Raw genomic sequence first — 20,870 nt, 5'->3', positions numbered from 1 at the left:
GGCTCCCACCTGTGGGGGGCTCGTGGCGCCAACGGGGCTTCGTGCCGCTTGGCTTGCAGCGTTCTTTTGGCGCAACAATTGCTTCGTGGATAGGGGTTTGACCGCTGGCGCCTTGGGCGATCGGCTTGGACTTGAGCGCAAGATGCGCAGACAATACCAACGACTTCAAGGAGCTGGACACCATGACCGCAAGGACGACTGTGAAGACCTTTTTGAACCCGCTGTGCGCCGCCACGTTGCTGGCGCTGACGGCTATGGGCACGGCCCATGCCGAAGAAGAGAAGGTGCTCAACGTCTACAACTGGTCCAACTACATTGCGCCGGACACAGTGGCCAACTTCGAGAAGGAGTACGGCATCAAGGTGCGTTATGACGTGTTCGACTCCAACGAGATCGTGCACGCCAAGCTGGTGGCCGGCAAGACGGGTTATGACATCGTCGTGCCCTCGTCCTACTGGGCCAAGATGCAGGCCGATGGCGGCTTGCTGCAGAAGGTCGACAAGGCCAAGCTGCCCAATCTGAAGAACATCGATCCGGCCATCCTGGCTCAGCTGGCTCGCCTGGACCCAGGCAACCAGTACATGGTCAACTGGATGTGGGGCTACACCACGGTGGGCATCAACGTCGACAAGGTCAAGGCCGCCCTGGGTGACCTGCCCATGCCGGACAACACCTGGGACCTGGTCTTCAAGCCCGAGTACATCAGCCGGCTCAAGAGCTGCGGCGTGTCCTTCCTGGACTCCCCCACCGAAGTGGTGCCCGCTGCCTTGCACTACCTGGGCCGCCCCGCCTACAGCAAGAACATCGCCGATTACCAGGCCGTGCCGCCGCTGCTCAAGTCCATCCGCCCTTATGTGACGCTGTTCAGCTCGACCGGCTACATCAATGACCTGGCCAATGGCTCCATCTGTGCCGCCTTCGGTTACTCGGGCGACATCAACATCGCCAAGAACCGCGCCCTGGAAGGCCGCACCGGCCAGAACATCAAGACGCTGACACCCAAGACGGGCGGCGTGATCTTCATGGACACCATGGTGATCCCTGCGGATGCACCTCACCCCGAGAACGCGCACCTGTGGATGAACTACATCATGCGCCCCGAGGTGCATGCGTCGTTGACCAACAAGGTGTTCTACGCCAACCCCAATCTGGCGGCACGCAAGTTCGTCAAGCCCGAGATCGCCAATGACCCGGCCGTGTTCCCGCCCGAGTCCGAGATGAAGAAGATGGCCCAACCCGAAGCGCTCAACAACGACATCCGTCGCCAGATGACGCGCATCTACACCTCGTTCAAGACCGGCCTGTAAGCCACACCAAAGGGGCCCGGCATGAGCGTTGGTGATCCGGCTGAGGCCTTCCTGCGCATCGACAAGCTGATCAAGGATTTCGGTGCGCAAGACGGCAGCGTGTTCCGCGCTGTCGATGGGGTGTCGCTGGACATCGTCAAGGGTGAGATCTTCGCCTTGCTGGGGCCTTCCGGCTGCGGCAAGACCTCGCTGCTGCGCATGCTGGGGGGCTTTGATCTGCCCACCTCGGGCCGCATCCTGCTGGGCGGGCAGGACCAGGCGCAGCTGGCGCCTTATCAGCGGCCCATCAACATGATGTTCCAGTCCTACGCGCTGTTTCCGCACCTGAGCGTGTGGGACAACATCGCCTTCGGGCTGCGGCGCGAGGGCCTGCCCAAAGCCCAGATCAGCGAGCGCGTGGAGGCCATGCTCAAGCTGGTTCAGCTGGGCAAGTTCGCGCACCGCAAACCGCATCAGCTCTCAGGCGGGCAGCAGCAACGCGTGGCCCTGGCACGCAGCCTGGCCAAGCAGCCCAAGCTCTTGTTGCTGGACGAGCCCCTGGGTGCGCTGGACAAGAAGCTGCGCGAAGAGACCCAGATCGAGCTGGTCAACATCATCGAGACCGTGGGCGTGACCTGCGTGATGGTGACGCACGACCAGGAGGAGGCCATGGCCATGGCCAGCCGCATCGGCGTCATGAGCGAAGGCCGCATCCTGCAAGTGGGCTCGCCACGCGAGATCTACGAAACCCCGGCCACCCGCTTCGTGGCGGACTTCATCGGCAACGTCAACCTGATGGACGGCACGCTGGAGGTGGACGAGGCCGCGCACGTCGAGATCACCTGCCCGGATGTGCGGCACTACGTGGGCCACGGCATCACCGGCCACACCGGCATGCCGGTGACGGTGGCGCTGCGCACCGAAAAGATCCGCATCTCGCGCAAGCCCCCTGTGCAGGAAGAGGGCATGGCCCCCGCGCCCTACAACCAGGTCAAGGGGCGCGTGAAGGACATGGTCTATTTCGGCAGCGACACGCTCTACCACCTGCAGATGCCCAGTGGGGCCATCCTCAAGGTCACGCAGAGCAACACCGAGCGCCACCCGGATGACACCCTGAGCTGGGACGACGAAGCCTATGCCTGGTGGCTGCCCAGTGCCCATGTGGTGCTGACTCAATAAGGTGGGCCGGGCATGAGCAGCATCGCCAAGCCAAAGCTGACCTGGGCCGGCCGCAGTGTGATCGGCGTGCCCTATCTGTGGCTGCTGCTGTTCTTCATGCTGCCCTTCCTGATCGTGCTCAAGATCAGCATCTCCGAGATGGAGACGGTGGCCTTCAAGGACCTGATCACCTGGGTGGACGGCGTCTTGCAGGTGCGCGTCAAGCTGAGCAACTACCTGTTCATCACGCAGGACGACCTGTATTTCAAGACCTACCTGGCCAGCCTGAAGTACGCCGGCATCACGACCGCACTGTGCCTGATGGTGGGTTACCCCTTCGCCTATTTCATGGCGCGTGCTGCCAAGGCCGTGCAGCCCGCCTTGTTGATGATGGTGATGCTGCCCTTCTGGACCTCCTTCCTGCTGCGGGTGTACGCATGGAAGGGCCTGCTGACCGAAGGCGGCTGGGTGGCGACGGTGCTGGACGCCTTGCACATTGACCAGTTGTTGATCGCCACGAACCTGATCCCCGGGCCGGGGCAGTACATGAACACGCCTTTCTCGCTGGTGCTGGGCATGGTCTACACCTACCTGCCCTTCATGATCCTGCCGCTGTACGCCAACCTGTCCAAGATGGACATGCGCCTGCTGGAGGCCGCCTCCGACCTGGGTGCCACGCCCTGGGTGACTTTCTGGAAGGTGACCGTGCCGCTGTCCCGCGCGGGCATCGTGGCAGGCTCCATGCTCGTGTTCATACCCTGCGTGGGTGAGTTCGTGATCCCCGAGCTGCTGGGTGGCCCGCAGACGCTGATGATCGGGCGCGTGCTGTGGGACGAGTTCTTTGCCAACAACGACTGGCCCATGGCGTCCAGCGTGGCGGTGGTGATGATCCTGCTGATCCTGGTGCCGCTGGCGCTGTTCAACAAGGCGCAGGCCGACCAGGAGGCTCACCGATGAGCAAGCCCCTGGCCATCCCGGCTTACCAGCGGCGCGGGCAATGGATCGCGCGGGCCTGGCTGACGGCCGGCTTCGTCTTCCTGTACCTACCCATCGTGGCGCTGGTGGTGTACTCGTTCAACAACTCGCCCCTGCCCACGGTGTGGGGCGGCTTCACCTTGCAGTGGTTTGCCAAGCTGGCTGAAGACACCGAGATCCTCGGTGGCCTGTGGCTGTCGCTCAAGATCGCGTTCTGCACGGCCTCGGCTGCCGTGGTGCTGGGCATGCTGGCGGCCTGGGGGCTGGCCAAGTTCAAGCGCTTTGGTGGCCGCACGCTCATGGTGGGCATGATCAACGCACCGCTGGTGATGCCCGAGGTCATCATCGGGCTGTCCTTGCTGCTGATGCTGGTGTCCATCCAGCGTGCACTGGGCTACCCCGAGCGCGGCATGCTCACGATCTGGCTGGGGCACCTGCTGGTGGGCATGGCCTATGCCACGGTGGTGATCCAGGCCCGTCTGCAAGACCTCAATCCGCAACTGGAAGAAGCCGCGCAGGACCTGGGCGCACGGCCCCTGCAGGTCTTCTTCCTGATCACCCTGCCGATGATCGCGCAGTCCCTGGCTTCGGCGTGGCTGCTGACCTTCACCCTGTCGCTGGACGACGTGGTGCTGGCGGCCTTCCTGTCGGGGCCGGGCTCGTCCACCCTGCCACTGGTGATCTTCTCGCGGGCGCGCCTGGGGCTGGACCCCAGCATCAATGCGGTGGCCACCGTGGTGATCGCCGTGGTGTCGCTGGCCGTGGTGGGGGGCAGCTATGCGCTGGCCCGTGCCGAGCGGCGGCGCGCGCAGGAAATCGCGCAGGCAACAAGGGCCTGAAGTCCACAGGCCTCGTCCAGGCCTTCGCAATCGTGAATGAAACAAGGAGCACAGCAAGATGAAGCACAAACTGACCTGGTCCCTGATGCCCGTGGCACTGGCCGCCTGCCTGGCGTGCGCCGCCGCCCCCGCGCAGGCTGACACGACCCAAGACCTGCTCAACGAGCTGCGCGCCCTGAAGGCCCGTGTGGGCGAGCTGGAAAAGAAGCTGGAAGCGCAGGCGAGCAAACAAGCCAGCAAAGAGGCCAGCAAGGAAGCCGATGCCCCCACCCCCGGCATGACCCCGGAGCAGCAGCAGGACTTCAACCGCATCGCCGTCAAGACCGAGGCGCTGGAAGACTCGCGCGACATGCTGGGCTTCAAGGGCCTGAAGGTCAGCGGCTACATGGACCCGACCTTTGTCTTCAACCAGCGCCAGCACCGGGCGGGCTTCCAGTTCTTGAACGCGGTGGGCGATGGTGGCTATACCTATGACAACTCCTACATCGGCTCGGCCGCCATCGACTTTGTCAAGGAAACCGACGGCGGCTCGCGCTGGCGCCTGACCTTGTCGCCACAGCGCAGCACGCAGGCGGTGTCCGAAGGCAGCGCCTCCATCCTGCACGAGGCCTCGGTGTCCATCCCGCTGACCGACCTGCAGACGCGCTTCATTGCCGGCCACATCCCGGACTGGTCAGGCTACGAGTACCTGCAGCCCACGCTCAACAAGCTGATCACGCACAACCTGCTGTTCGACCTGACCTTGCCCACGGCCTACACCGGCGCCGGCATGGAGATCACGCGCGACAAGTGGATCGTCAAGGGCGTGGTGGCCAACATGAACGCCAGCAAGCGCAACGCCAACGAGAAGACACCGGTGCTGGCTTACCGCGTGGACTATGCCAAAGGCGAGTTCCAGGGGTTTGGGTTTGCGGGGGTGCATGGGAAGGCGCACAATGGATCAGAAAACGTGGTGGACGTCATGGGGGACGTGGTTCCTCAGCGTGACTCGCGCGTGGATCTGTTCGAGTTCGACGCCTACTTCATCCGTGGCGACTGGACCGTGCAGGGACAGCTGAGTTGGGGGCGTCAGGAAAAGGCATCCATCATTGCTGGAGCCCAAGGCGAGTTGCGCAGCGCGTTGTGGTCGGGTCTCTCTGGCTTGGTGGCCTACAAGTTCGAGCCGCGCTTCGAGGGTGTTGCTCGCTTCGACTACATCTTTAACCGCAAGAACGGTGGTGGTCTGCTGACCTATTCGCAAGCCGATGGCGTCAACGGGATCGGACCCGCAGTGGATGGCTATGACATCTTTGACAGGCCGAACACCTTCATCGATGAGCAAAAGGGTGTCAACCGCGCCGCACTCACCATTGGCATGAACTACGCCTTCAACCTGAGCACGGTCTTCAAGCTGGAATACCGCTACGACTGGGCCACGGGCCCTGTCTTCCTGGATACCAAGTCGCGCGAGGCCACGAAGAGCAACCAGTTACTGAGCACCGCTGTGGTGGTGAGTTTCTGATCAATGCGCGAACACGGGGCTGTCCATGCCCATGGTGGCGCGTGACGGCGTGAGGAGTGTGCTGCATGGGCGATCCGCGCAATGACTTTGATCAGTTGCTGAAGCAGCGGCGCTGGCTGGATCCGATCCCGCTGGAGCTGCAGCGGGCTTACCGTGCGCAGCGCCTGGAGGAGTTCAACCGCCTGGTGAAGCTGTGGGGGCCGCTGCTGCCCGTCAGCTTCATCGCCTTTCAGGCCTTCACGCTGGTCTTCTACACGGCCGAGCTGCACGGCCCGGACCTGACCTTGCTGTTTTCGACAGAGGGTGTGGTGGTGGTGGCGATCCTGCTGGGGCTGCTGGTGGCGCACCAACCTGCCCAGCGCCTGTCATACGAAACATGGATCCCCTGGGTGCTGGGCCTGATCATCGCCATCAAGGTGGTGGCCGGCTTCAACCTGGCCAGTACCTTGCTGGCCATCAATCAGGTCTACATCACCTTGCTGGTGGTGCTGATTGGCACGCTGTCGCTGCAGTTGCCCATCCGGGCGTGCGTCAAGGGCTGTGTGCTGGGCGGGCTGCCCTTTCTGGCCGTGCCCTGGCTGGCGAACCTTCACTATGGCTTGCTGTTCTTCGGGCACTACCTGTTGACGACCACCGTGGTGATGTCGGTGGTGGCCATGCGCGAAGACAAGGACCGCATGATGTTCCTGCAGTCCATGCAGTTGAGCCATGAGCGCCAGGAGGTGCAGCGGCTCAATGTGGAGCTGGCCGAGCTGGCCCGCAGGGATGCGCTCACCGGCCTGCCCAATCGGCGGGTGTTCGACGAGGCCTTGAGCAGCGAGTGGGACCGCGCACGGCGTAACCGCGCCAGCCTGGCCCTGCTGATGATCGATGTGGACCACTTCAAGCGCTACAACGACCGTTATGGCCACCCGGCGGGCGACCACTGCCTGACCGAGATCGCCGGCGCCATCGGCGGGGTGGTGCGCCGGCCGGGGGACGTGGCGGCGCGCTATGGCGGCGAGGAGTTCGTCATCTTGCTGCCGGGCACGACCGAAGACGGGGCGTGCGAACTGGCGGCCAGGCTGATCGCCAAGGTCGATGCCCTGAAGCTGCCGCACGAGGCGTCGTTGACCGCACCGTTTGTCACGGTGAGCATCGGCGTGTCAGTGTGCGTACCCCTGGGGGCCACGAGCGCGCAGAGCCTGACCGACGAGGCCGATGCCGCCTTGTACGAAGCCAAGGCGGCGGGCCGCCACACCATCCAGTGCCGGACGGTGGGGCAGGACGAGGGGGCATCAAGCTAATCCTTGAGCCACTTGAGTATCGGCGCCCATTGATCCAGGTCTTTGTCGACCTTGGTCGCGGCCACATCCCACAGGCTCAGGCCGTGTGCGGCGAGGTGGGCGTAGTTCTGGGTGTCGCGCAGCAGGCCCAGCAAGGGGATGTCCAGCGTCTGCAGGAACTCCTTGAGGTGCTCGGTGGCCTTGGTGTGGTCCTTGATGCGGTTGCCCACCACCGCCAGTTGGGCCTTGCTGGCCTTGTCACCCTTCTTGCGCCCGGCCAGCTCGGCCAGGAAATCCTGCGTGGCGTAGATGTCGAACACGCTGGCCTGCAAGGGCACGATGACCTTGTCGGCCAGCTTCATCACCGCCTCCAGGCCGGGGCCATGCAGGCCGGCCGGGGTGTCCAGCACGATGTGCGTGGTGCCCTTGGGTGGCCGCGCGATGTGGTCGTCGGTGATGTCCCAGCTCTGGATCTGGGGGAGGTTGTCGGGGCGCAGCTTGAGCCACAGGCGTGAGGACTGCTGGCGATCAACGTCGCCCAGCATCACGGCATGACCCTGGCGGGCGAAGTAGCCCGCGATGTTGCTGGACAGCGTGGATTTGCCCACACCGCCCTTTGGATTGGCGACCACGATCACCGGCATGGTGTCCTCCTCATCAGCAGCTCGGAAAGCTATTGTGACCCATGCAGCCTGCGCATGGCCCTCTTCGTGGCTACCCGCGAAAACCCGTGTAGGGCGCTGGCCATGCTCCCGTACCTGAGGGGGATACAGCGGGCGTCGTGGCGCCTAAACTCACTCCTCATAAATGATCATTCAACGATGAGGGAGGAAATGCCATGAAGGTAGCTTGTTTCGCGCCTGTGCGTTCTGCGTTGGTGTTGGCTTGTGTCATGTCGGGCATGGCGGCGCAGGCGCAATCGACGGGCGATCTGGCCAGTGGCTCGGCTTCATTGAGCAACGTCGCTTTCAAACTGGAATCGCTGGCGCCGCAGCCTGGCGGCGCTACCTGGATCCAGTTCGGGCAACCGGTCGGTGACACGGTCTACGAACAGCAAGGCTGGGCCTACACAACCGGCCAGGTGCTGCGCGAGGCGGACACGGGCAATGCCGTGACGCCGTACTGGCAGGATACCTACTTCAATGCGCCACTGCCTGGCCAGGTAAGCAATCTGGCTGCCACCGATGGCACCGGCACGGTCTCGGTTGGCCCCAATGGCCTTTCGGCCACGACGCGCGTGGGCGCGGATGCCCTGAGCAAGGCCACCACCTGGAACGGCGCCAGCAGCAAGGTCTATGAGGTGTACAGCACGGCCTCATCGGGCTCCTACCTGTACGACCATCCCATGGACACCAATTACGAGACGGGGGCCATCACGCTCCAGCCCTGGTCGCCCATGCAACCCGTGCAGTTCACCTTGTCGGCCCATACCAGGCTTGTCCTGGAGGGTGACGCCGCCGTGCAAGCCAGCCTGGCCGCCGGCATGATGGTGCCTTGGGACGACCCCAACAGTGCCTACAACCCGACGGTCTCGGCCTTTGCGCAGCTGAGCATCGGCCGAGGGGTCGCCTCGCGCCCCTTGATCGGCAGCTACGCCTCGTGGTCTGACTATGTGGCCGACATGCAGGATGCGTACGCCTGGACCGGGGACTCGGTTGGTGTCTACAACTCGATGGACCCCGCGACGCTGGACCCGCAGTCGCGTCACCTGTCGGTGGCCCTGGTCAATGACAGTGACACCGAAATGACCGGCGTGTTCCTGATGAACGTGGGTGCCGGCGCCTACTTCCAGCAGCCGCTGGACGTGCCCGCCATCCCCGAGCCCTCGACCTATTTGTTGATGGGGCTGGGGCTCGTGGGCCTGGTCTGGCGCCGTCGCACCCTGGTGAACCCGTCCTGATCTGGATCAGGAATTGACGTGATGGCCTCGCCTCTCATGGGGGCGGGGCTTTCTTTTTGGCCTAAAACATATACCATTGATGAATGTTTTAACGGTGTAGAGACCAACCATGACCTTCCTGCAGCAATCCCTGGGGCAGATCGCCCGCGAAGTGCCCGGCGCAACCGACGTGTTCCATGACCACAAGCTCGACTTCTGCTGCGGTGGCGCCCACACCCTGCAAGAGGCCACGGCCAAGAAGGGCCTGGACCCGGCACCGATCGTGGCGCGGCTGGCGCAGTTGGTGTCGCAGGCGCAGGAAGCGCCGCGCCAGTGGGCCGCGCAAGACATGCCCGAACTGGTGGACCACATCCAGTCCTACTTCCATGAGCGCCACCGCGAGCAGTTGCCCGAGCTGGCACGGCTGGCCAAGCGTGTCGAGGCCGTGCACCGCGACCACCCCGCCTGCCCGCTGGGCCTGACGAAATTGCTGACCGAGATGAACTCGGAGCTGGCCAGCCACATGGAGCGCGAGGAAAGCATCCTCTTCCCCTTGCTCAAGGCGCAGCAGTACGGCGCTTCGCAGGGGCCGATCGAGGTCATGCTGGGTGAGCACGACCACCATGGTGAAAACCTTGAGCGCGTGGAGGCCCTGACTCAGGACATGACGCCGCCACCGGGTGCCTGCAACACCTGGCAGGCCCTGTACCTGGGCTTGCGCGCCTTCCGCAAGGACCTGATGGCCCACATCCATCTGGAAAACAATGTGTTGTTCGACCAGGCGCGCAGCGCCGCGTGAGTGAGCCATGGCCATCGCAGCTGCTGCCCCCCTCTTGTCCGCCCCGCCCACCCCGCCTCGTGCGGAGCCTGGCCCGGCGCTGGGCTATACCGGCATGTGGGTCGGCATCTGCCTGGAGTTCTTCGAGTTCTCGGTGCTGTTTGCCGTGTACTTTGGCGCCCGCGTGCTGGACCCCAGCGCCTTCCGCGATGGGGCGGGGCGCCTGTCGGCCCTGTCAGGCATGGCGATCACCTTGGTCATGGTCAGCGCGGGCTTCTTCATGTCCCGCACCGTGGACGCGTTGCGGGCCAACCAGCAGCGCGCAGCGCGTTGGTGGATCCTGGCGGCGCTGCTTTGTGCCTGCCTGTACCCGGTCATCAAGTACCTGGAGATCCAGTCCAACAACGCGCACCACCTGAGCGCGGCGGGCAATGTGTTCGTCACGGTGTACTACTACCTCACGCTCAACCACCTGATCCACGCCTCGTGGGGGATCATGGGCATGACGTGGCTGACCACCTGCGTGTGGCTGAACCGTTTCAACCAGCGCAGCGTCGAGGCGCTGGCCATCTACTGGCACGCCACCGACATCGTCTGGTTGATGATCTTCTCGTTCTTCTATGCCTTTGTGTGAGGCCGACATGAACCACAAGCTGTCATCGAACAAGGGCGCGGCGCTGGCCTGGCTGGCGCTGGTCGTGCTCTCTGCGCTCAGCCTGATGCTCACGCACCAGGGCCACGGTGTCTCGGCATCGGCCCTCGTGGTGGCGGCGCTGGTGTGGATCAAGGCGCAGATCGTGGCGCGCCGCTTCCTGGAGTTGGGCCATGCCAGCCCGACCTTTCAGTGGGCGATCAACATCTTCATGGCTTACGGCCCCATCGGGCTCGTCGTCATTGCCTTGACGGTCAACCGGGTGTCTTGACGCGGCCGCTGCCCTTGATGGGCATGGCAACGGGTACCTCGGTGGCCAGGCCCAGCAGGCTGGCCGCCGCCGCCGGGGCGGTGATGGCTTCGGCCAGCGTCAGGCCATCGAGCTCGCGCATGAAGGCCGCCATCGCGCGCCGCAGCACGCGCTGCAGATTGCAGGCCGGCTGGATGGTGCAGATGTCCAGGGTGTCGGGGTCATGGCAGGCCACCACGGCGAAGTCTTTTTCCGCCAGGCGCACGATCTCGCCGACGGTGATCTGCTCGGGTGGGCGGGCCAGTTGCATGCCGCCGCTGCGCCCGCGCACGGTGACCACCAGGCCGCTGTGCCCCAACTCGTGCACGATCTTGGTCAGGTGGCTGCGGGAGATGGCGTAAGCCTGGGCGATGTCATCGATGCGTGACAACTCTCCCGAGCGATGCTTGATCGCCAGGAACATCATCACCCTGAGCGTGTAGTCCGTGTAGACGGTCAGGCGCATGTCAAATCATTCCGGCTCATGTGGTCCATTGTCTGCGAGTTTCGCGCGGCAGGGGGCACAGATGGCTAGACTAAGCGCAAAGACCTTGCACAGATTGCCGGAGCCCCGCCATGACCGCCTTCCAAGTCGCCAGCCCCCAGGCCCGCATCTGGCGAGACCGCGCCGATGCCTTGATTGCCGAGGGCCGCATCGATGGCCGTGCCTTCATCGAGGGGCAACGTGTGGCAGCGCGCAGCGGCGCCAGCTTTGAGGGGCAGTCGCCCATTGATGGACGGGCGCTCACTGCGGTGGCCCGATGCGATGCGGCCGATGTGGACGCGGCCGTGCAGTCGGCCCGTCGCGCGTTTGAAGACGGCCGTTGGGCCCGCCAGGCTCCGGCCGATCGCAAGCGGGTGCTGCAACGCTTTGCCGAGCTGATGCTCCAGCACAAGGACGAGCTGGCCCTGCTGGAGACGCTGGACATGGGCAAGCCCATCCAGTACAGCCTGAGCGTGGACGTGCCACTGGCCGCGCGTTGCATCAACTGGTTCGGCGAAGCGATCGACAAGGTCTATGACGAGATCGCGCCCACGGCCCACACGGCCCTGGCCCTGATCCAGCGCGAGCCGGTGGGTGTGGTGGGCGCCATCGTGCCTTGGAACTACCCCATGCTGATGGCGGCCTGGAAGCTGGGGCCGGCGCTGGCTTGCGGCAACAGCGTGGTGCTCAAGCCTTCTGAAAAATCGCCATTGAGCGCCTTGAAGCTGGCCGAGCTGGCCATCAAGGCGGGCCTGCCCGAAGGCGTGTTCAATGTGGTGCCGGGTTACGGCCATGAGGCAGGGCAGGCCCTGGCCTTGCACATGGACGTGGACGCCCTGGGCTTCACCGGCTCGACCCGCGTGGGCCGCCAGATGCTGGCCTATTCGGCGCAGAGCAACCTCAAGCGCGTGTTCAACGAGCTGGGGGGCAAGTCGGCCTTCATCGTGTTCGATGACGCCGACAGCATCGAGCGCGCGGCGGACACGGTGGCCGGTTCGTTGTTCTTCAACCAGGGTGAATCGTGCAATGCACCATCACGCTTGTTGGTGCACGAATCGGTGGCGGATGAGATGGTGGCGCGCATTGTGGCGCAGACCCCGCGCTACCAGCCCGCTGATCCGCTGGACCCGTCCACGGTGATGGGCGCCCTGGTGGACGAAGGCCAGTTGCGCACGGTGCTGGGCTACATCGACGCCGGCCGCCAGGAAGGCGCGCGTTGTGTGGCCGGTGGGGCGCAGGCGCTGGCCGATACGGGCGGGCAGTATGTGCAGCCCACGGTGTTCGATGGCGTGCGCCACGAGATGAAGATCGCGCAAGAAGAAATCTTCGGGCCGGTGCTCAGCGTGATCCGCTTCAAGGACGAGGCCGAGGCGATCCGCATCGCCAATGGCACGCCTTATGGCCTGCAAGCCAGCGTGTGGAGCCAGCATATCGACAGGGCCCATCGCGTGGCGCGGGCCTTGAAGGCGGGCACGGTGCACGTCAACCAGTACGACGAAGACGACATCACCGTGCCCTTCGGGGGCTACAAGCAGTCCGGCAACGGGCGGGACAAGTCCTTGCATGCGCTGGACAAGTACACCGAGTTGAAGACCACCTGGATCCGGATCAACGGCGCGTGAGCCGGGCCGGGTCTCAATAACCCACGGTGAAGCGGCGGCGCAGGTGCTGCGGCGCTTCGATCTCGTTGACGATGGCCACGGCCAGGTCGGGTGTGGAGATCTCGGCGGGGCCCTTGTCCGTCATCAGCACCTCGTCGCCACCGAGGCGGAAGGCGCCGGTGCGCTCGCCGGGGTGCAGCATCACGGGCGGCGAGATGAAGGTCCAGGCCAGATCGGGCTCGCCTTGCAGCAGCGTGAGTGCGTCACGGGCCGCGGTGGCGCCCACCTTCCATTGCGCGGGGAACTCGGGCGTGTCCACCAGCTGCACGCCGGGGGCCACATACAGGCTGCCCGCACCACCCACAACCAGCAGGCGCTGCACGTCGGCGGCTTTCACGCCCGCCGTGATGGCGCGGCTGCCGGCCATGAAGTCTTCGTACAGATTGGGGTTGGCCCAGCCCGCGTTGTAGGCGCTGATGACGGCGTCGTGACCCTTCACGGCCTGCGCGACCTGGCTGGCTTGCTGCACGTCGGCCTGCACCACGGTCAGGCCGGCTTGTGCGGCGACCTTGCTGGGGTCACGGGCCAGGGCGGTGACCTGGTGGCCGCGTTGCAGGAGCTCGGCGAGGATGGCCGAACCGACGAAACCTGTGGCGCCAATGAGTGCGATGTGCATGGTGGTGTCCTTTTGGAAAGTGCGTGACGTGAGGCCTTGAGCCGATGCCTGAACGATACGGGCTTCACAATCAGCCTGGAAGTCCCCAAAATAGGCAATCATTGTTTAGAAAACCTTCATGTTTGATCAACTCAAGCGCATGGCCACGCTGGTGACGGTGGTGGAGCAGGGCTCGTTTGGCGCGGCGGCCCGGGCGCTGGGGACCACCACCTCGGCCGTCAGCCAGCAGATCCGCGCGCTGGAGCAGAGCCTGGGCCTGCCCTTGCTGGCCCGCACCACGCGCCAGCTGCGGCTGACCACGGCGGGTGAGTCCTTTCACCGCGAGTGCGTGGCCATGGTGGACGCCGCCCGCCGCGCCGAGCAGGCCTTGCAGACCATCAAGGACGCGCCCACGGGCGAGCTGCGCATGACCGCACCGGCGGGCTTTCTGGCCCACCTGAGCCGGGCCTTGGCGCCGGTGCTGCTGCGCCACCCCGGCCTGAAGCTGCACGTGCTGGCCGACGACGCCATGAGCGACCTGGTGGGCCAGCGCATCGACGTGGCGGTGCGTTTCGGGCGCCTGCCCGACAGCAACTGGGTGGCACGCAAATTGGGCACCATGGCCATGGTCCTGTGTGCCTCGCCGGCCTACCTGGCGCGTTGCGGCCAGCCCGCCCACCCGGATGAGGCCGGGCCTTTCGAGTGGGTGGCGCTGGACACCGGGGGCAGCGCCCCGCGCACAGGCCTGCAATGGCAAGGGCAGGGGCCTGAGCACCACGTGCACTGGCCGGTGCGTGTGAGCGGGAACAACCAGGCCTGGGTGCAGCACATGTGCGAGGCGGGCCTGGGTGTGGCTTTGCTGGCCGAGTGGGACGTGCGCGAGGCCCTGTCCCAAGGCCGACTGCAGAGGGTACTGCCGCAATGGGAGGCCCCGCCGCTGGACATGTACGCGGTCATGCAGCCACGCAGCGCGGGCACACCCAAGGTGCAGGTGGCGCTCGATGCCCTCGCGCGGCTGGTGACACAATCGGAGCATGTCCGCGCCCATTCTTGATGCCGTTCTTGACGTTGTGTGCCTGTGCGCCGCCTGGTGCGGCACCTGCCGCGAGTACGAGGCCACCTTCGCCGAGTTGCAAAAGGCCAAACCCGGGCACCGCTACCGCTGGATCGACATCGAGGACGAGGCCGATTTCGTGGGCGATGTGGACATCGAAACCTTCCCGACGCTGCTGGTGGCCTACCAGGGCCAGGTGATGTTTGCCGGGCCGGTGCTGCCGCGCCTGGGGGATGCGCAAAGGTTGGTGGAGGTGCAGCAGCATCAGGCTGCGCAAGGGGCCGTGCCCAGTGCCACCTTGCTGGGCTTGCCGGCCGATCAGGTCGAGGCGTTCAAGGCGCTGGCCAAGGCGCTTTGAAAACGCGCTTTGAATGGCGCCCTGCGAACGGGCGCACCAGGTCACTCAGAACATGTCCGCAAATTCGCTGGGCAGGTGTTCGTGCGTGGTGTCCGGCGGGGTCCACTGCTTGACCCAGTTGGCGAACTGGGCGCCGGGCATGGGCTTGGCGATGAAGTAGCCCTGCACCTCGTCGCAAGACAGGCTGTCGAGCAGCTTCCAGGACTTGGCGCTTTCGACGCCTTCGGCCACCACGGTCAGGCCCAGGTTGTGGGCCAGGTCTACCGTGGAGCGCACGATCTTGGCATCTTGCAAGTCGCTCTCCATGTTCATCACGAAGGACTTGTCGATCTTGAGTTCGTCCACCGGCAGGCGCTTGAGGTAGGCCAGTGAGGAGTAGCCCGTGCCGAAGTCGTCGATGGAGAGTTTCAGGCCCATGGTGTGCAGACGGTTGAGCGTCTGCAGTGCGCGCTGGGGGTCGTCCATGATGGCGCTTTCGGTGATCTCCAGCACCAGCAGGCCGGGTTCGATGCTGTAGCGTTCCAGCACCTTTTCGAGCTTGTTGGGCAGCTCCTGGTCCATCAGGTCGCGGGTGGACAGGTTGACCGCCAGCTTCATGCGCATGCCCTGCTCGGTGAGCGAGTGGCTCATCTGGGCGACCTGCTCGATCATCCACATGGTCAGCACGCGCACAAAGCCCGTCTGCTCGGCAAAGGGGATGAAGCGCATGGGCGGCACCATGCCGCGCACCGGGTGCTCCCAGCGCACCAGGGCTTCGGCGCCCAGCACCTCGCCCGTGCGCAGGTTGATCTTGGGTTGCAGGAACAGGCGCAGCTGGTCCTGGTCGACGGCCGAGCGCAGCTCGCTGAGCATGGTCAGCGACTCTTCGCTGGTGGAGTCCAGGCCAGGGTGGTAGGTCACGGTGCCGGACTGGTTCTGCTTGGCGGCGTACATGGCCACCTCGGCGCGGCTGAGCAGGGTGTCGGCGTCCACGCCGTGTTCGGGGCTGCTGGCCACGCCGATGCCGGCGCCCAGGTCCACGGTGTGGTCGTCCAGGGTGATGGGGCGCTCGAAGGCGGCCAGGATGCGCTGGGCCACCGGGAAGGCGGCCTTGGCATCGGTGGCTTGCAGCAAGATGGCGAACTCGTCGCCACTGAGGCGGGCCAGCACATCGCGTTCGGTCAGGGCGTCGTTGCGCAGGCGCTCGGCCACGGCGCGCAGCAGGCGGTCGCCAAAGCGGTGGCCCAGCACGTCGTTGACGTGCTTGAAGCGGTCCATGTCCAGCAGCAGCACGGCGCAGGGGGTGCCATCTTCGTCGGTCTTCTGGATGGCCTGGCGCAGGTCGTGGCGGAACTGCTCGCGGTTGGGCAGGTCGGTCAGGGCGTCCTGGTAAGCCAGGCGGCGGATCTCGCCTTCACGGGCCTGGATGGCCTGGCGCATGGTCTCGAAGGACTGGGCCAGCTCGCCGATCTCGCCCTTGAAGGCGGTGCGGACCTCGGCGCCGTAGTCACCCCGCTCCAGGCGGCGCGCCGAGCTGGACAGCACGCGCAGCGGGGTGGTGATGCGCCGTGCCGTGACCAGGCTGCCCATGGCGAACACGGCCAGGCCCACGGCGGTCAGCAGCAGCAGCTTGAACTTGAGTTGGTTGAAGGGCTCCAGTGCCTTGTCCACCGAGCGCATCAGCAGCGCGGTGGTGGGGGATTGGCCCGGTGCACCCGGCAGCATCACCGGCAAGGCGCTGTATTCGGTGCCGCCCACGCGCATGGCCACGCCTTGGGCATCGCCGTCGTTGATGGGCTTTTCCCAAGCGGCGGCCAGGGCCGGCCACTTGGCGGCATCCATCGTGGCGACGGACACCCGCCAGTCGCCGCTGTTCTCGCGCAGCATGAGCGCCACTTCCATGCCGGACAGGTTGTTCATGTCCTGCAGCAGCTGGCGGTCGATCTTGAAGCCCATGCCCACCCAGCCGATGGTGGCGGGTGCCCGCACGGGCACGGCCACGATCTGGTAGGGCAGCCCGTCGATCACCTCGACCTGGTATTGCTGCGCGCCGCCGGCCTGCATCTGCTTGGCGTAGCGGCGCACGGCGGCCAGGAAGTGTTCCGCATGGGGGATGGTGCTGGCCTTGAGCTGGAAGTCGTTGTCCGTGAACAGCGCCAGGTTGGCGTGGATGCGTTCACTGTTGTTGACCAAGGCGGACTGCACGGTCTCCTGGTCGCCACTGGCCACCGCCGAGCGAAAGCCGTAATCGGCCGACAGCACGCGCGTGGCTTGGTCCAGGTTGGCGTTGTTCTGCCCGAGCAGGCGCAGGAACACACGCTCGCTGGTGGTCAGCTCTGCGCGGATGGCCGTGCGCGCGTTGTGGTCGATGCTGTCCTGAATGAACCAGTAGCTGGCGGCCTGGATGACCAGGAGCAAGCCCAGGTACACGGCAACGATCCGCGTCTGCAGCTTTTCCGGGTTGAAGAAGGCAGGCAGCATGGAGGGGCGGGTAGACCTCGGCGATCAGCAGGTGCCCGGGGCCGGGACGTGATCCGGGCGAGTCAGGCGCCGGGTGTCATCGTCGCGCAGCCAGATGGCCATGGCGGTATCCAGCCAGTTGCATGCTGACATTTCCGTCACGTTGTCTGGCCGAGCCTGTACCTGAGGTTCACAGATTGCCGGAATCGTCTTTTTACTGGATTGTTGTTGGTCGATCCGTTCCATATACAGCCTTTAGAAACGTGGGTCACTTTTTCCTGACCTCTGTCTATCGGCTATCTTGGCGCGGTGGTGAAGGGTACTGCGTGCCCATGAGGGATGCAAAAACACCCCATTTCGTGTGGGACTTCACGTCGGCTGTGACTCTTTCATGACGTGCTGAATCTGCCGATCGAACTCGGTGCGGAATGCCTCGACCGCCTCTTGCGGAATTTCATCATGCTGATGGACGAGGCACAAGAACTGTTTGCCGTTGAGGATCACCGCGCCGATCAGGAAGACCGTGCTGAGCGTGGCCGGCCACAGCTCGTGCAGCCGGACGCTGGCGTTCTTGGGGTTGATGAACTCGCAGGCGCCCAGGTTGCTGAAGTGGCAGCTCAGGGTGGGCAGGGTGCCTTTGGCCTTGCTGTTGAAGATCAGGTAGCTGAACAGGTTGCGGCCCAGCAGGGGCAGCAGCTCGTAGAACAGCAGGGGCAGGGCGTAGTCACGCGAGGCGTAGCGCGCCAGGTGCGTCTTGACCTGGTTTTCCAGATCGTTGATTTGCTCGCCCATGCTGGCCTGCCGGTTGGCCAGGATCGTGAAGGAGTGCACGAAGTTGCCGAACTCGGGCGCCGATCGTTTGGGAAAGTAGCGGCGCAGGTCCACCGAGATGCGGATGGCGGCGGTGGCCTTGGGGTCCTGCTCGGCCAGGGCCAGGAAGGTGTTGCCGACGATGGCGGTCAGCAGGGTGTTGACCGTGGTGCCGTATTGCTTGGCCAGGGCCTTCATGGTGTCCGCCGGGCAGGGGATGTCGTGGTAGCAGATGCCGGTGGTGGTGTAGCGCGTGCTGGGGTGGCGTTTGAGCGTGACGATGTGGCGCCCGCTTGCCGCCGCCTTGTCGGCGCGGCTGTTGCGCCACCAGCGGGCGATGTTGGCCGGCCATTGCCACCACTTGAGCGGCATCACGGCCGGCAGCATGGTGGGGTTGTCGATCTGGCAGGCGGTCATGGGCTGGCCACTGAGGCGGGCCATGATGGCGCACAGCATCTGCACCATGGAGCGGCCATCACCGATGATGTGGTTGATCGCAAACAGCAGGGCCGGCTGGGTCGGGTGCGGCACGAAGCGCGCCACCCAGGGCAGGCCGCGCTCCATGCAGATGGTGTGGTTCATGAACTCATCGTGCAGGGCCCGCAAGGCTTCGCGCGAGGAGGCATCCACGCCTTGCTGCACGCGAAAGGCGTCGTCGAACAGCTGGTCGATCTGGCGTTCGTCGCTCAGGAGGCGCAGCTTGTAGCTGAAGGCCGTGGGCTCGATCACGCCGCGCATGCGCGGAAAGGCCGTCGCCAGCTCGCGCATGGTCTGGCGCATGAGCTCGGTGCCCACGGGGGCATCAAAGCGCAGGATGAAGGGGATGTTGATGGGGCCGAGGTAGCCTTCGGCGGCCCAGTACATGTGTTCGGATCGGTTCAGCGGGATCAGATCAGGGGCGGCCACAACAGGGTTCCAGCTCGGGTTCGACGCCCTTTGATCAGGCGCCATCCAACGGGTGCCGAGGGACTATAACAACCGCCCCCCAGCCGCCCTGTGCGGGCTTTCCAGCGCTGATGGCCGCCGAGGTGGTGGCAGATGGCCCCGACTCAGGGGGGCCTCAGTGAAGGGGCAGGCCCTTGCCTGGCCTGGCCGGCTCAGGCGCTGGCGACCTTGGCCAGCTGCAGCGCCAGGCGGCGCAGGGCTTCCCACGGGTCTTCGGGCCATTGCGGGTGGCGCAGGCCTTTGACGATGCCGTCCACCGTGCTGGCCGAGGCCACCAGGCGGGCCAGGGCGGGGGCCTTGGCGCGCGGCAGGATGCGCTCGAACAGGCGCTCGCGCGGGCCCCAGACGCGTTGCTCGCGCAGCACCATGGGCAGCGGCTTGCCGCCGTCCAGCGCGGTGCGGGCGCGGTGCAGGGCCAGGATGTCTTCGGCCAGGGCCCAGTGCACCAGCACGGCGGCTTCGCCTTCGGCCTCCAGGCCGTCGATCATGCGCAAGGTGCGCTCGATCTGGCCGGACAGCACCGCCTCGCTGAGCTTGAAGACATTGAAGCGGGCCACGTCGACCACGGCCTCTTCGATGTGTTCGATGGTGAGCGTGCCGGGTGGGTGCAGCAGGCCGAGTTTGACGATTTCCTGGTGCGCGGCCAGCAGGTTGCCTTCGACACGGTCGGCAAAGAAGGCCAGGGTGCGCTGGCCGGCTTCACCGGCTTCGACCTGCTGGCCTTGTGCAGACAGGCGCTGGGCGATCCACAAGGGCAGTTGCTGGCGCTCGACGGGGTCGCAGCGCAGGGTCATGCCGATGCCGTCCAGCGCGGTGAACCAGGCGCTGCCTTGCTGGGTCTTGTCCAGGCGGGGCAGGGACACCAGGGTGATCACGCCATCGTTGCCTGCTGCCATCTCGCAATACTGCTGCAGGGCCTGCGAGCCATCCTTGCCGGGCTTGCCCGAGGGGATGCGGATCTCGATGAACTGCTTGTCCCCGAACAGGGACATCTCGCTGGCCGCACCCAGCAGGCTGGACCAGTCGAAGTAGGCGCCGGTGACGGTGTGCACCTGGCGCTCGGTGTAGCCCGCCGCGCGTGCGGCCTGGCGGATGGTGTCGCCACCTTCCTGCACCAGCAGGGGCTCGTCGCCATACAGGGTGTAGATGGGCTTGAGCGCACCGGCGGCTTTTTGCAGGTGGGCGGTGAGCTGGTCCAGGCGCAGTTGCATGGGGCCTTGGGGTGCGGGTGTCGGTGGGGTGGTCAGCTGGGCGGTCAGCGCGACGCGGCAGCGTCAGGGGCCGAGGGCGCGTGGACGACCGACGGCACGGGCGCCTCGACCGGGGTGATCAACTGATCGGGCCGGATGGCCGCCAGGCGGCGCAGCAACTGGTTGACGATGTCGGACTGCATGGCCGTGTGCAGGGCGGCGAGCTCGTCCTGCTTGGCCAGGGCGTCTTTTTCGTTGTAGGTCATTTCACGCGCCAGCGCGAGGTCGGCGGCGGGCAGCAGGATGCTGCCGTCCCCGCGCTTGATCTGAAAGCGCAGGGTGTTGCGTGCCGTCATGTCGCGGATCTGGCCGTAGGCCGTGGTGGTCGAGACCACCATGTCGCGCTTGTCCAGCAGGGCCTCGAACACGATGTGGCTGCTGGGCACGCTGCTGGCCGAGGCCGCTTGCGTGGCCGCCAGGGTGCTGTCAACCACGGACACGCCCGAGGCTTCCAGGGCACGTGCCAGCTCGGCGGCCATGGGCGAGGTGCCCACAAAGCCGGTGAGCTGGATGGTCTTGAAAGCCATGTCGTAGCCACGGCGCAGCTTGAAGCCGCAGCCGCTGCTCGCGCCAATCAGGCCGATGGCGGCCACGGCGATGGTCAGGCGGCGGGTCTGGCTCAGCCAGTTGCGTCGTGTGCTGTTCATCATGA

General features: G+C 65.4%; 21 protein-coding genes. 13 read left to right on the top strand and 8 right to left on the bottom strand.

Annotation, left to right across the window (positions count from 1 at the left end; genetic code table 11):
* Positions 1 to 254 precede the first annotated feature (254 nt).
* The 6 genes from HY019_RS00415 (at position 255) to HY019_RS00390 (ending at position 7,045) form a co-directional block, all read left to right on the top strand.
* A complete protein-coding gene (locus HY019_RS00415) occupies positions 255 to 1,307 on the top strand; it encodes a polyamine ABC transporter substrate-binding protein (protein WP_290687830.1) in 1,053 nt (350 codons plus the stop codon).
* A gap of 21 nt (positions 1,308 to 1,328) precedes the next feature.
* Positions 1,329 to 2,465: an ABC transporter ATP-binding protein gene (locus HY019_RS00410; protein WP_290687450.1), complete on the top strand. Its 1,137-nt coding sequence runs from the start codon at positions 1,329 to 1,331 to the stop codon at positions 2,463 to 2,465.
* Positions 2,466 to 2,477: 12 nt separating this feature from the next.
* Entirely contained in the window at positions 2,478 to 3,401 is a 924-nt protein-coding gene (locus HY019_RS00405) for an ABC transporter permease subunit (RefSeq protein ID WP_290687448.1), read from the top strand.
* On the top strand, positions 3,398 to 4,258 hold the full coding sequence (locus HY019_RS00400) for an ABC transporter permease subunit (RefSeq protein ID WP_290687446.1): 861 nt from the start codon (positions 3,398 to 3,400) through the stop codon (positions 4,256 to 4,258). Before HY019_RS00405 ends, HY019_RS00400 begins: the two co-directional genes overlap by 4 nt.
* Positions 4,259 to 4,316: 58 nt before the next feature.
* On the top strand, positions 4,317 to 5,759 hold the full coding sequence (locus HY019_RS00395; protein ID WP_290687444.1) for a DUF3138 family protein: 1,443 nt from the start codon (positions 4,317 to 4,319) through the stop codon (positions 5,757 to 5,759).
* 65 nt (positions 5,760 to 5,824) lie between these two features.
* Complete coding sequence (locus HY019_RS00390; protein WP_290687443.1) at positions 5,825 to 7,045, top strand: diguanylate cyclase; 1,221 nt, start codon at positions 5,825 to 5,827, stop codon at positions 7,043 to 7,045.
* Here the strand turns inward: HY019_RS00390 and HY019_RS00385 are convergent.
* Complete coding sequence (locus HY019_RS00385; protein WP_290687442.1) at positions 7,042 to 7,668, bottom strand: ParA family protein; 627 nt, start codon at positions 7,666 to 7,668, stop codon at positions 7,042 to 7,044. The genes HY019_RS00390 and HY019_RS00385 overlap by 4 nt on opposite strands.
* Positions 7,669 to 7,862: 194 nt before the next feature.
* Here HY019_RS00385 and HY019_RS00380 point away from each other — a divergent pair, with 194 nt between their 5' ends.
* From HY019_RS00380 to HY019_RS00365, 4 genes are all read left to right on the top strand, one after another.
* Positions 7,863 to 8,924, top strand: coding sequence for a PEP-CTERM sorting domain-containing protein (locus tag HY019_RS00380; protein ID WP_290687440.1), 1,062 nt, complete (start codon positions 7,863 to 7,865; stop codon positions 8,922 to 8,924).
* Between the two features lie 109 nt (positions 8,925 to 9,033).
* A complete protein-coding gene (ytfE, locus tag HY019_RS00375; RefSeq protein ID WP_290687438.1) occupies positions 9,034 to 9,702 on the top strand; it encodes an iron-sulfur cluster repair protein YtfE in 669 nt (222 codons plus the stop codon).
* A gap of 7 nt (positions 9,703 to 9,709) precedes the next feature.
* Complete coding sequence (locus tag HY019_RS00370) at positions 9,710 to 10,315, top strand: hypothetical protein (protein WP_290687436.1); 606 nt, start codon at positions 9,710 to 9,712, stop codon at positions 10,313 to 10,315.
* A 7-nt stretch (positions 10,316 to 10,322) separates the two neighbouring features.
* Positions 10,323 to 10,604 carry a cytochrome C oxidase subunit IV family protein gene (locus HY019_RS00365; RefSeq protein WP_290687435.1) on the top strand — a complete coding sequence of 94 codons (282 nt, stop codon included), beginning with the start codon at positions 10,323 to 10,325 and terminating at the stop codon, positions 10,602 to 10,604.
* Here the strand turns inward: HY019_RS00365 and HY019_RS00360 are convergent.
* Positions 10,588 to 11,088, bottom strand: coding sequence for an Rrf2 family transcriptional regulator (locus HY019_RS00360; protein WP_290687433.1), 501 nt, complete (start codon positions 11,086 to 11,088; stop codon positions 10,588 to 10,590). The two genes, HY019_RS00365 and HY019_RS00360, sit on opposite strands and share 17 nt — an antisense overlap.
* Before the next feature lie 110 nt (positions 11,089 to 11,198).
* On the opposite strand from HY019_RS00360, the gene HY019_RS00355 reads away from it, so the two are divergent.
* Positions 11,199 to 12,728, top strand: coding sequence for an aldehyde dehydrogenase (locus HY019_RS00355; RefSeq protein ID WP_290687431.1), 1,530 nt, complete (start codon positions 11,199 to 11,201; stop codon positions 12,726 to 12,728).
* 13 nt (positions 12,729 to 12,741) lie between these two features.
* On the opposite strand, the gene HY019_RS00350 is transcribed toward HY019_RS00355, so the two are convergent.
* Positions 12,742 to 13,383 (bottom strand): NAD(P)-dependent oxidoreductase, encoded by a 642-nt coding sequence (locus tag HY019_RS00350; RefSeq protein WP_290687430.1) that lies wholly within the window; start codon positions 13,381 to 13,383, stop codon positions 12,742 to 12,744.
* 118 nt (positions 13,384 to 13,501) lie between these two features.
* Between HY019_RS00350 and HY019_RS00345 the strand changes: the two genes are divergently transcribed.
* Both HY019_RS00345 and HY019_RS00340 read left to right on the top strand, forming a co-directional pair.
* Positions 13,502 to 14,416, top strand: a complete 915-nt coding sequence (locus HY019_RS00345; RefSeq protein ID WP_290687428.1) for a LysR family transcriptional regulator — start codon at positions 13,502 to 13,504, stop codon at positions 14,414 to 14,416.
* Complete coding sequence (locus tag HY019_RS00340; protein WP_290687427.1) at positions 14,397 to 14,774, top strand: thioredoxin family protein; 378 nt, start codon at positions 14,397 to 14,399, stop codon at positions 14,772 to 14,774. Before HY019_RS00345 ends, HY019_RS00340 begins: the two co-directional genes overlap by 20 nt.
* Positions 14,775 to 14,819: 45 nt before the next feature.
* On the opposite strand, the gene HY019_RS00335 is transcribed toward HY019_RS00340, so the two are convergent.
* The 5 genes from HY019_RS00335 to lptE all read right to left on the bottom strand — a co-directional run bounded on the left by HY019_RS00335 (position 14,820) and on the right by lptE (position 20,865).
* Positions 14,820 to 17,234, bottom strand: a complete 2,415-nt coding sequence (locus HY019_RS00335) for an EAL domain-containing protein (protein ID WP_290687425.1) — start codon at positions 17,232 to 17,234, stop codon at positions 14,820 to 14,822.
* Positions 17,235 to 17,258: 24 nt separating this feature from the next.
* Positions 17,259 to 17,459, bottom strand: a complete 201-nt coding sequence (locus HY019_RS00330) for a hypothetical protein (protein ID WP_290687423.1) — start codon at positions 17,457 to 17,459, stop codon at positions 17,259 to 17,261.
* Positions 17,460 to 17,582: 123 nt separating this feature from the next.
* Positions 17,583 to 18,929 carry a hypothetical protein gene (locus tag HY019_RS00325; protein WP_290687421.1) on the bottom strand — a complete coding sequence of 449 codons (1,347 nt, stop codon included), beginning with the start codon at positions 18,927 to 18,929 and terminating at the stop codon, positions 17,583 to 17,585.
* Positions 18,930 to 19,120: 191 nt separating this feature from the next.
* Complete coding sequence (gene holA, locus HY019_RS00320; RefSeq protein WP_290687419.1) at positions 19,121 to 20,179, bottom strand: DNA polymerase III subunit delta; 1,059 nt, start codon at positions 20,177 to 20,179, stop codon at positions 19,121 to 19,123.
* 44 nt (positions 20,180 to 20,223) lie between these two features.
* A complete protein-coding gene (gene lptE, locus HY019_RS00315) occupies positions 20,224 to 20,865 on the bottom strand; it encodes an LPS assembly lipoprotein LptE (protein WP_290687418.1) in 642 nt (213 codons plus the stop codon).
* Positions 20,866 to 20,870 lie beyond the last annotated feature (5 nt).

It is taken from the genome of Aquabacterium sp. (assembly GCF_016195855.1).
In the GTDB taxonomy this organism is placed as follows: Bacteria; Pseudomonadota; Gammaproteobacteria; order Burkholderiales; family Burkholderiaceae_C; genus Aquabacterium.
This window is presented reverse-complemented; position numbering and strand designations above follow the sequence as displayed.